Source organism: Streptomyces vulcanius, assembly GCF_042653945.1.
Lineage (GTDB): Bacteria > Actinomycetota > Actinomycetes > Streptomycetales > Streptomycetaceae > Streptomyces > Streptomyces mangrovi.
The window spans coordinates 134,006-145,483 of sequence record NZ_JBHSFK010000013.1; the positions used below are offsets into that span (position 1 = coordinate 134,006).

Annotated in this window: 7 protein-coding genes; 6 read left to right on the forward strand and 1 reads right to left on the reverse strand. The window is 70.8% G+C overall.

Annotation, left to right across the window (positions count from 1 at the left end):
* Positions 1–59: 59 nt before the first annotated feature.
* Positions 60–1,058, reverse strand: coding sequence for an aldo/keto reductase (locus ACFPIH_RS21305; protein WP_381174493.1), 999 nt, complete (start codon positions 1,056–1,058; stop codon positions 60–62).
* Positions 1,059–1,134: 76 nt separating this feature from the next.
* Here ACFPIH_RS21305 and ACFPIH_RS21310 point away from each other — a divergent pair, with 76 nt between their 5' ends.
* From ACFPIH_RS21310 to serA, 6 genes are all read left to right on the forward strand, one after another.
* On the forward strand, positions 1,135–2,109 hold the full coding sequence (locus ACFPIH_RS21310) for a 2-hydroxyacid dehydrogenase (protein ID WP_381174495.1): 975 nt from the start codon (positions 1,135–1,137) through the stop codon (positions 2,107–2,109).
* 369 nt (positions 2,110–2,478) lie between these two features.
* A complete protein-coding gene (locus tag ACFPIH_RS21315) occupies positions 2,479–5,643 on the forward strand; it encodes a putative bifunctional diguanylate cyclase/phosphodiesterase (protein ID WP_381174707.1) in 3,165 nt (1,054 codons plus the stop codon).
* A 254-nt stretch (positions 5,644–5,897) separates the two neighbouring features.
* Entirely contained in the window at positions 5,898–7,745 is a 1,848-nt protein-coding gene (locus ACFPIH_RS21320) for an acetolactate synthase large subunit (RefSeq protein ID WP_381174497.1), read from the forward strand.
* Between the two features lie 20 nt (positions 7,746–7,765).
* Positions 7,766–8,290, forward strand: a complete 525-nt coding sequence (gene ilvN, locus ACFPIH_RS21325) for an acetolactate synthase small subunit (protein WP_381174499.1) — start codon at positions 7,766–7,768, stop codon at positions 8,288–8,290.
* A gap of 118 nt (positions 8,291–8,408) precedes the next feature.
* The gene (ilvC, locus tag ACFPIH_RS21330; protein WP_381174501.1) at positions 8,409–9,407 is read left to right on the forward strand and encodes a ketol-acid reductoisomerase; all 999 of its coding nucleotides are present in this window, start codon (positions 8,409–8,411) and stop codon (positions 9,405–9,407) included.
* A gap of 410 nt (positions 9,408–9,817) precedes the next feature.
* Positions 9,818–11,407, forward strand: a complete 1,590-nt coding sequence (gene serA, locus ACFPIH_RS21335) for a phosphoglycerate dehydrogenase (protein WP_381174503.1) — start codon at positions 9,818–9,820, stop codon at positions 11,405–11,407.
* The last annotated feature ends 71 nt before the right edge of the window (positions 11,408–11,478 follow it).

Here is an 11,478-nt window from a genome sequence, read left to right on the forward strand (position 1 = left end):
CTACGCCCCACGTACCCCGCAGGTTCCCGATCACCGGCAAGCCCACCCGAAAGCGGTGCTCACTCCCACGATCCCCGCGCGGGCGGCAGGTCCGCCATCTCGGCGAGGTCCCCGGGCGTCAGCCGCACCCCGGCCGCCCCCGCGTTCTCCGCCACCCACCGTGTCTGCTTGGTCCCCGCCACCGGCACCACGTGCCGCCCCTGCGCCAGCACCCACGCCAGCGCCACCTGCGCGGTCGTGACGCCCTCCCCGTGCCGGGCGGCGATCCGGCGCAGACCGGCCACGATCGGCTGGTTCGCGGCCATCATCTCGGCCGTGAAACGGGGATGCCGGGCCCGCATGTCGTCCGGTTCGAAGCCCTCGCCGGGCGTGAGAGTGCCGGTGAGGAAACCATTCCCCAGGGGCATCGCCGCGAGGAATCCGACCCCGCGGGCCGCGCACCACGGCAGCAGCGCGTCCAGCGCCTCCGGCGACCACACCGACAGCTCCGCCTCCACCGCGCTCACCGGGAACACCTGCTGCACCCGCTGCAACTGCCGGATCGTCCCGTCGTGCAGCCGCCCGCCGGAGCGCCGGCCGCCCCGCGCGCCCACCGCGCACAGCCCCAGCGCCCGAACCTTGCCCGCCCGGACGAGCTCCGCCATCGCGCCCCAGGTCTCCTCGACCGGGACCTCGGGGTCGGCGCGATGCAGCTGGTAGAGGTCGATGACGTCCGTCTGGAGCCGCCGCAGCGACGCGTCGCAGGCTCGTCTGACGTACCCGGGGCGGCCGTTGGCCACGATGTGCTGCTCGCCCACGAGCAGCCCGACCTTCGTCGACACGAACGCGTCCCCGCGCCGCTCCCTCAACACCCGCCCCACCAGCAGCTCATTGGTGAACGGGCCGTACATGTCGGCCGTGTCCAGGAGGTCCGAGCCCACATCCAGCGCCCGGTGCACCGCCCTGAGCGACTCGTCACCCCGCTGCCGCGACCCGCTGTAGCCCCAGCTCATCGGCATGCACCCGAGTCCCACCGCCCCCACCGAGAGCGCCCCCGCGCCGATCGTCCTGCGCTCCACCTGCTCGCGACCCTCCCTTTCCCGACCCCCCAACCTAACGTCTGCACGCGTGCGTACCTGACATAGCCTCCTTTCCATGAGCGCTGACACACCCCGTGACGTATGGCTGCCCATCCCGCCCGGTGAGATCGACGGGCTCCCCGAGGGACTCAACCACCTCTTCTGGGACGGGGGAGAGGACGGCGATCAGCCGTACCCGGGCGATCCCGCCGACTGCCTCGTCTACGTCGTGCCGTACATGAAGCGGCTCCAGGTGCGGGTCGGGCCGCTGCGGGAGATGCGCAACCTGGCGGTCGTCCAGACGCTCACCGCCGGTGTCGACGACATCACCGCGCGGGTGGCGGACCTCGCGCCCGGGGTACGGCTGTGCAACGCGCGCGGGGTGCACGAGGCGAGCACCGCCGAACTCGCGCTCGCGCTCACCCTGGCCGCGCTGCGCGGCATCCCGGACTTCGTGCGCGCGCAGGACCAGGGGATCTGGCAGGGCGGATTCCGCCCCGCGCTGGCCGACAAGAACGTCCTCGTCGTGGGCTACGGGGCGATCGGCGCCGCCGTCGAGGACCGGCTCGTACCGTTCGAGGTCGCGCGGGTGGCGCGCGTGGCGCGCTCCCCGCGTGCGACCGCGCGCGGTCCCGTGCATCCCTTCACCGAACTGCGCGCCCTGCTCCCCGAAGCGGACGTCGTCATCCTGTGCACGCCCCTCGACGAGACCACCCGCGGCCTGGCCGGCGCCGACTTCCTGGCCCGCATGAAGGACGGCGCCCTGCTGGTCAACGTCGCCCGCGGCCCGGTCGTCGACACCAAGGCGCTGCTCGCCGAACTGGAGACCGGCCGGATCACCGCCGCGCTGGACGTCACCGACCCCGAACCCCTGCCCCAGGGGCACCCGTTGTGGCATGCGCCGGGTGTGCTGATCAGCCCGCACGTGGGCGGTCCCACCTCGGCCTTCCTGCCCCGCGCCAAGCGGCTGCTGGTCGACCAATTGAACCGATTCGTGAACCAGGAACCGCTGCGCCACGTGATTTTGACGACGGGCGGGGTAGGCGCGTAGTCCGGTTCGGGCACCCTCCGCAGTCCTCCGGAAGCGGTCCGTACGCGCATGCCGATGATCGTCACGGAGAGTAGAGAACCTATGTCCCTGAGTGACGAGACTGGTGTATCGTCCCGACAGGGGCTGCGCCGTGCACCGTTCGGCGCCGGGGATGGACATTTCAGACTTGTGAGGGGGGCGACGGGCGATGCACGGCCTATGGACGAACGATCCGACGCGGCACAGCCGCCGGCGACGACCCTGGCGCACGGCCGCGCGCAGACGCGGTCACGACACTCACCACAGCCATCACCACCGCAGGCCCGTCGGCCGCGGCAGGCAGGCGCACCGGGACCCGAGGGACCCGGGGGCGTGGACCGGGGGCACCCGGTGAGCCCGCCGACCACCTCCGCGACCGTCCTCGACGGGGTCGACCCGGCCCTGCGCGCGCAGCCCCCGGCGAAGACACCGCCGGCCGGACCGCGCTTGATCGGCACCAGGCCGAACCTGGTCCACCAACTGCTGCTGGCCCTTGTCTGCGCGGGATACGCCGTCGGTTCCGCGGTCGGCTGGGGCTCCGAGGAAGTCGCGCTGATCATGGGCGACTTCGGACTGACCGCCGCGGCCGGCGCCGCCGCCGTGTCCTGCTTCCTCTACGCGCGCTCCCGGCGCGTCCGCTTTCGACCCGCCTGGCTGCTGTTCGGCCTCTCCTCCACGATGGCGGCTCTCGGCAACCTGGTCTGGGGGTGGTACGAGGTCGTCCTGGGCCGGCCCGTGCCCAGCCCCAGCTACGCCGACCTGTTCTTCCTGTGCTTCGCGCCGCCCGCGATCGTGGGGCTGCTGGTGCTGGCCGCCCGGCCCGTGACCAAGGCGGGCTGGGTCTGTCTGGCGCTGGACGCCTGGCTGATCGCCGGCTCGCTGCTCACGCTCTCCTGGAGCCTCGCCCTCGCGCAGGCCGCGCAGTTCGACGGACCGAGCGTGGCGCACGCCGCGCTGTCCCTGGCCTATCCGCTGCTCGACATCGCCCTGGTCAGCATGGTGCTAGTGCTGCACTTCCGCAGGTCCTCGGTGAACCGCACCGCGGTCAACACCGCCGTCGGCGCGCTCGCCCTGACCGTGATGTGCGACGCCCTGTTCACCTCGCCGCTGATGCACAACCACTACCGCTCGGGGCAACTCCTCGACGCGGGCTGGTTCGCGGGCTCCCTGCTCCTCGCCTACGCGCCCTGGGCCGCCATGCGGTCGCACCGCCCGGCCGAGGGCGAAGGGCACACACGCGTGGTGCACGAACACCGCCCCGGCCGACGGCCCGACGGCCACCCGCACCCGGCCCCGCAATCGGCCGCGCACCCGGTCTCGCATCCGGACCCGCATCCAGCCGCGCATTCAGCCGGGCAACCGGCCTCGCATCCGGACCCGCATCCGGCCGCACACCCTGCATCGCATCCGGACCCGCATCCAGCCGACCGGACGCCCCTGCCGGGGAGCGACCACAGCCGGTACCCGGCCACCCGGCCCATCACCGGCTCCCTGGCCGCCCTCACCCCGTACCTCGCCGCCGCCGTCTGCACCCTGGGGATCCTCTACAACGTCCTCAACGGCCGCAGCGTCGACCGCGTGGTGCTGCTCACCGGCGGCGCGGTCGTGCTCGCCCTCGTCGTGCGCCAGGGGATCATGCTGCTCGACAACATCACCCTCACCCAGGAACTCGCGCAGCAGGAGAACCACTTCCGCTCCCTGGTGCAGGGCTCCAGCGACGTCATCATGATCGCCGCCCCCAGCGGCATCCTGCGCTATGTCTCCCCGGCCGCCGCCGGGGTCTACGGCAGGCCCGCCGAGGGCCTGGTCGGCACCGAACTCGCCGACCTCATCCACCCGGAGGACCTGGGCTGCGTGGTGCACGAGGTGCGCCGCTTCCTGGCCGCCAGCCGCCAGGACGAACCCACCACCCGCATCGAGTGCCGCTTCCGCTCCGGCGACGGCGGCTGGCTCAACGTCGAGTCGACGGTCAACCGCCATCACGGCGGCCTGATCTTCAACAGCCGGGACGTGACGGAACGGGTGCGCCTCCAGGCGCAGCTCCAGCACAACGCCGAGCACGACCCGCTCACCGACCTGCCCAACCGCGCCCTGTTCACCCGGCGCGTCCAGCAGGCCCTGTCCGGCCGCCGCAGTTCCGACCGCGGCACCGCCCTGCGCAACACCGCCGTCCTCTTCATCGACCTGGACGGCTTCAAGGCGGTCAACGACACCATCGGGCACCAGGCCGGCGACGAACTGCTCGTCCAGGCCGCCCACCGGCTCCAGGAGGCCGTCCGCAAGGGCGACACCGCCTCCCGGCTCGGCGGCGACGAGTTCGCGGCCCTGATCGTCGGTGACACCACGCGCGACCGGGCCGCCCGCGAGCGGCACATCCTGGAGCTCGCCGACCGCCTCAGGATCACCCTCTCGCAGCCCTATCTGATCGATGGCAACGAAGTCAGGGTCGCCGCCTCCATCGGCGTCGCCTTCGCCGAACCCGGGCTCGGGGCCGGTGAGATCCTGCGCAACGCCGACCTCGCCATGTACCGCGCCAAGGCGGGCGGCAAGGGCCGGGTCGAGCTGTACAAGCCGCAGATGCAGCAGGACGTCGTACGCAAGGCGGAGCTGGCCACGCGGCTGCGGGCCGCACTGCACGACGGCGAGTTCGCGCTGCTGCACCAGCCCGTGGTGCGCCTTGAGGACGGCCGGATCTCGTCCGTCGCCGCACAGGCCCGCTGGCGTTCGTCCCAGGGCGTGCTGTTCACGCCCGCCGAGTTCCTGCGGGTCGCCGAGGACAGCGACCGCACGGCCGAGCTGAGCCGCTGGATCCTGGAGGAAGCCGTACAGCAGGCCGCCGACCGGGCCGCGAGCGGACTCACCGTCCCGGTGGCCGTCCGGATGAGCGCCCGCCGGCTGCTCGACCGGTCGATGCCCCCCGGCTCCGTCGAGGCGCTGCTGACCCGGCACGGGCTGCCCTCAGGGGCGCTGGTGATCGAACTCGCCGACCTGGATCCCAAGGTGTCGCTGGACGAACTGGAGCGGCGCCTGGGCGCCCTGCGCCGGCACGGCGTACGGATCGTCCTCGACGGCTTCGGCGGCGGCCACGGCACCCTCACGGCGCTGCGCCGGCTCCCCGTCGACGTACTGAAACTCGACCGCTCCCTGGTCGAGGGGGTCGTGGAGTCCGCGCGGCTGCACAAGATCACCAGCGGGCTGCTGCGGATCGCGTGCGACCTGGGGCTGAACTCCGTCGCCGACGGCGTGGACCTGCCCGAGCAGGTCGTCGCGCTGCGCGCCATGGGGTGCACCCACGGCCAGGGCATGGCGTTCTCCGGGCCGCTCGACGAGTACCGGCTGCGGCGGTCCCTCGCGACCGGCCGCTGTCCGGTGCCGCACGGGCCCGCGGAACCAGCGTTCGCGGGCGGCGGCGCGGGGGTGTACACCGGTGGAGTGGCGGCCGTCATAGGAGGCGGCGTCATCGGAGGCGGCAGTGCGCTGCGCTCACATAATGAGACTCCCGTCCCACCCACTTGACAGTCGGTGCGCGTCGGGGGGAGGGTCAATGCCATGCGCACCCGAATTCTCGTACTTGGAAAGCGCGTCGGCTGAAGCTGGTGACGTCCGGACGGACCCGGAATCCCAGCGACCCACACCCGGCGCGCTCCCCTCGCTTGCCTTTTGGCACGAGGGGTTTTTTGTTGCACAAAACCAGTAGCAGACCCCGAAAAACCCGCAGAACCCGCAGTACGACCCTCAGCAGAACCCTCAGCATCGAGAAGAGAAGACCGATGACCGAGCAGGCACCCGGGGCTCATCCGCAGCCGCGGCCCCGATCCGGAGGACAGCACTCCGCCCCCGTCGAGCACGTCACGGGCGCGCAGTCCCTCGTCCGTTCGCTCGAAGAGGTCGGAGCCGAGACGGTATTCGGCATTCCCGGCGGTACGATCCTGCCCGCCTACGACCCGCTGATGGACTCGGCGAGGGTCCAGCACATCCTGGTCCGCCACGAGCAGGGGGCCGGGCACGCGGCCACCGGCTACGCGCAGGCCACCGGCAGGGTCGGCGTCTGCATGGCCACCTCCGGGCCCGGCGCGACCAACCTGGTCACGCCGATCGCCGACGCGCACATGGACTCGGTGCCGCTCGTGGCGATCACCGGGCAGGTCGCGTCCAAGGCGATCGGCACCGACGCCTTCCAGGAGGCCGACATCGTCGGCATCACCATGCCGATCACCAAGCACAGCTTCCTGGTCACCAAGGCCGAGGACATCCCCCGGGTGATCGCGCAGGCCTTCCACATCGCCTCCACCGGCCGCCCCGGCCCGGTCCTGGTCGACATCCCCAAGGACATCCTCCAGGCGAAGACGACGTTCTCCTGGCCGCCGGTCATGGACCTGCCCGGCTACCGCCCGGTGACCAAGCCGCACGCCAAGCAGATCCGTGAGGCCGCCAAGCTGATCACCGCCGCCAAGCGGCCGATCCTGTACGTCGGCGGCGGTGTGATCAAGGCCGGCGCGACCGCCGAGCTGAAGGTCCTCGCCGAGCTGACCGGGGCGCCCGTCACCACCACGCTGATGGCCCTGGGCGCGTTCCCCGACAGCCACCCGCAGCACCTGGGCATGCCGGGCATGCACGGCTCGGTGGCCGCCGTCACCGGTCTGCAGAAGGCCGACCTGATCGTCGCCCTCGGCGCCCGCTTCGACGACCGTGTCACCGGCAAACTCGACAGCTTCGCGCCGTACGCCAAGATCGTGCACGCGGACATCGACCCCGCCGAGATCGGCAAGAACCGCGCCGCCGACGTGCCGATCGTGGGGGACGCCCGCGAGGTCATCGCCGACCTGATCCAGGCCGTGCAGAAGGAGCACAGCGAGGGCCAGCCGGGCGACTACACCGCTTGGTGGAAGGACCTCAACCGCTGGCGCGAGACCTACCCGCTGGGCTACGACCAGCCCGACGACGGCTCGCTCTCCCCGCAGCAGGTCATCGAGCGCATCGGCCAACTCGCCCCCGAGGGCACGATCTTCACGGCGGGCGTCGGCCAGCACCAGATGTGGGCCGCCCACTTCATCCAGTACGACAAGCCCGCCACCTGGCTGAACTCCGGCGGCGCGGGCACCATGGGCTACGCCGTCCCGGCCGCGATGGGCGCCAAGGCCGGCGCTCCGGAGCAGACGGTCTGGGCGATCGACGGCGACGGCTGCTTCCAGATGACCAACCAGGAACTCACCACCTGCGCCCTGAACAACATCCCGATCAAGGTCGCCATCATCAACAACGGCGCCCTCGGCATGGTCCGCCAGTGGCAGACGCTGTTCTACAACCAGCGCTACTCCAACACCGTGCTGCACAGCGGCCCGAACGACGTCAACCCGGACGCCCGGGGCACCCGCGTCCCCGACTTCGTGAAGCTGTCGGAGGCCATGGGCTGTTACGGGATCCGCTGCGAGTCCCCGGACGACCTCGACAAGGTCATCGAGGAGGCGAACTCGATCAACGACCGCCCGGTCGTGGTCGACTTCATCGTCCACGAGGACGCGATGGTGTGGCCGATGGTCGCCGCCGGCACCTCCAACGACGAGATCATGGCCGCCCGGGACGTCCGCCCCGACTTCGGCGACAACGAAGACGACTGAGCGAGAGAGATCCAAGAGACATGTCCAAGCACACGCTCTCCGTCCTGGTGGAGAACAAGCCGGGCATCCTGGCCCGGATCGCCGCCCTGTTCTCCCGCCGCGGCTTCAACATCGACTCGCTCGCCGTCGGCGTCACCGAGCACGCCGACATCTCCCGCATCACGATCGTGGTGAGCGTCGACGCCCTGCCGCTGGAGCAGGTCACCAAGCAGCTCAACAAGCTCGTCGAGGTGCTGAAGATCGTCGAGCTGGAGCCCTCCCAGGCCGTCCACCGTGAACTCGTTCTGGTGAAGGTGCGCGCCGACAACGAGACGCGCTCCCAGATCGTCGAGATCGTCCAGCTGTTCCGCGCCAAGACCGTGGACGTCTCCCCGGAGGCCGTGACCATCGAGGCCACCGGTGGCAGCGACAAGCTGACCGCCATGCTCAAGATGCTGGAACCGTACGGCATCAAGGAACTGGTCCAGTCCGGCACGATCGCCATCGGCCGCGGCGCCCGCTCCATCACGGACCGCTCGCTGCGCGCGCTGGACCGTTCCGCGTAAGGCTGGGAACGGGCGGCCGGGGAGCACCGGCCGCCCGTATACCGAGACCCCGAAACTGCCCTTCACCCCGCCGTCATACGGTGGGACGCAACACCTGCACACAAGGAGAGAACCCAAAGTGGCCGAGCTGTTCTACGACGCCGACGCCGACCTGTCCATCATCCAGGGCCGCAAGGTCGCGGTCATCGGTTACGGCAGCCAGGGCCACGCCCACGCGCTGTCGCTCCGTGACTCGGGTGTCGACGTCCGCGTCGGTCTGCACGAGGGCTCGAAGTCCAAGGCCAAGGCCGAGGAGCAGGGCCTGCGTGTGGTGACGCCCGCCGAGGCCGCCGCCGAGGCCGACCTCATCATGATCCTGATCCCGGACCCGATCCAGGCCCAGGTCTACGAGGAGTCCATCGCGCCGAACCTGAGCGACGGCGACGCGCTGTTCTTCGCGCACGGCTTCAACATCCGCTTCGGCTTCATCAAGGCCCCCGCGGGCGTCGACGTCGCCCTGGTGGCGCCGAAGGGCCCGGGCCACCTGGTCCGTCGCCAGTACGAGGAGGGCCGCGGCGTCCCCGCGATCGCCGCCGTCGAGCAGGACGCCACCGGCAACGCCTTCGCGCTGGCCCTGTCGTACGCCAAGGCCATCGGCGGCACCCGTGCCGGTGTCATCAAGACGACCTTCACCGAGGAGACCGAGACCGACCTGTTCGGTGAGCAGGCCGTGCTGTGCGGCGGTACGTCCGCGCTGGTCAAGGCGGGCTTCGAGACCCTGGTCGAGGCCGGCTACCAGCCGGAGATCGCCTACTTCGAGTGCCTGCACGAGCTGAAGCTGATCGTCGACCTCATGTACGAGGGCGGCCTGGAGAAGATGCGCTGGTCGGTCTCCGAGACCGCGGAGTGGGGCGACTACGTCACCGGCCCGCGCATCATCACCGACGCCACGAAGGCCGAGATGAAGCAGGTCCTCGCCGAGATCCAGGACGGCACCTTCGCCCAGAACTGGATGGACGAGTACCACGGCGGTCTGAAGAAGTACAACGAGTACAAGACGGCCGACTCCGAGCACCTGCTGGAGACCACCGGCAAGCAGCTCCGCAAGCTGATGAGCTGGGTGAACGAGGAGGCGTAAGCCTCGGGCCGAGGGGGCACCGCCAATCTCGCGTCGTCCGCCCGTAGGGCGGGCCCGGCGGCGTCTGGTGCGTGCAGCTGCAAGGCGGAGGAGGGAGTCGACGCGGAGCGTCGGCGACCGACGACAACGCGGCAGATGTGCGTGCCAGACGCCGCCGGGCAGGCGGGAGATTGGCGGTGCCCCCTCAAGGGCCGGAGCGTGTTGCTCCGGTCCTTTCGGCCATCCCTGCCTCCACGGACGGGTGATCCTGCGCAAGAGGCGTGAGGCGGCCTCCGGCGCACCACTACACTGCTGCCTATATACGCGTTCAGGCCCACAACGTCGTGCGTCTTCCACGCGGGAAAGCCCCCCTCCACCGCCTGCGGCCGTCGGGACGGCCGTCCGCACGCATTGGACTTGTGAGGACTCACGTGAGCTCGAAACCTGTCGTACTCATCGCTGAAGAGCTGTCGCCCGCGACCGTGGACGCGCTTGGCCCGGACTTCGAGATCCGGCACTGCAACGGAGCGGACCGAGCCGAACTGCTCCCGGCCATCGCCGATGTCGACGCGATCCTGATCCGCTCGGCCACCAAGGTGGACGCCGAGGCGGTCGCCGCCGCGAACAAGCTGAAGGTTGTCGCACGAGCCGGCGTCGGCCTGGACAACGTGGACGTCTCCGCCGCCACCAAGGCCGGCGTGATGGTCGTCAACGCGCCCACCTCCAACATCGTGACCGCCGCCGAGCTGGCCTGCGGTCTCATCCTCGCCACCGCCCGCCACATCCCGCAGGCCAACGCCGCGCTGAAGAACGGCGAGTGGAAGCGCAGCAAGTACACGGGTGTGGAGCTCGCCGAGAAGACCCTCGGTGTCGTCGGTCTGGGGCGGATCGGCGCGCTGGTCGCCCAGCGCATGTCCGGCTTCGGGATGAAGGTCGTCGCCTACGACCCCTATGTGCAGCCCGCGCGAGCCGCGCAGATGGGCGTCAAGGTGCTGTCGCTGGACGAACTCCTCGAGGTCGCCGACTTCATCACCGTGCACCTTCCGAAGACCCCCGAGACGGTCGGCCTGATCGGCGACGAGGCGCTGCGCAAGGTCAAGCCGAGCGTGCGGATCGTCAACGCCGCGCGCGGCGGCATCGTCGACGAGGAGGCGCTGTACTCGGCGCTCAAGGAGGGCCGCGTCGCGGGCGCCGGCCTGGACGTGTACGCGAAGGAGCCGTGCACCGACTCCCCGCTGTTCGAGTTCGACCAGGTCGTCGCCACCCCGCACCTCGGCGCTTCGACGGACGAGGCCCAGGAGAAGGCCGGTATCGCGGTCGCCAGGTCGGTCCGTCTCGCCCTCGCCGGTGAGCTGGTGCCGGACGCGGTGAACGTCCAGGGCGGTGTCATCGCCGAGGACGTCAAGCCCGGTCTGCCGCTCGCCGAGCGCCTCGGCCGTATCTTCACCGCGCTCGCCGGCGAGGTCGCGGTCCGCCTCGACGTCGAGGTGTACGGCGAGATCACCCAGCACGATGTGAAGGTGCTGGAGCTGTCCGCCCTCAAGGGTGTCTTCGAGGACGTCGTCGACGAGACGGTGTCGTACGTCAACGCCCCGCTCTTCGCGCAGGAGCGCGGTGTCGAGGTGCGCCTCACCACCAGCTCCGAGGCGACCGACCACCGCAACGTCGTCACCGTGCGCGGCACGCTCTCGGACGGCGAGGAGGTGTCGGTCTCCGGCACGCTGGCCGGTCCGAAGCACCTGCAGAAGATCGTCGCGGTCGGCGAGTACGACGTCGACCTCGCCCTCGCCGACCACATGGTCGTCCTCAAGTACGAGGACCGTCCCGGCGTCGTCGGCACCGTCGGCCGGATCCTCGGCGAGGCCGGCATCAACATCGCCGGCATGCAGGTCGCCCGCGCGGCGGTCGGCGGCGAGGCGCTGGCCGTCCTGACGGTGGACGACACGGTGTCCTCCGCGGTGCTGGCCGAGGTCGCGGCGGAGATCGGCGCGACGTCGGCTCGTGCGGTGAACCTCGCCTGAGGTTGCCGCCCGGTCTGGGGGCTGCCGCCCCCAGGCCCCCGCTTCGGCCCTGAACGGGCCTTGTCCTCAAA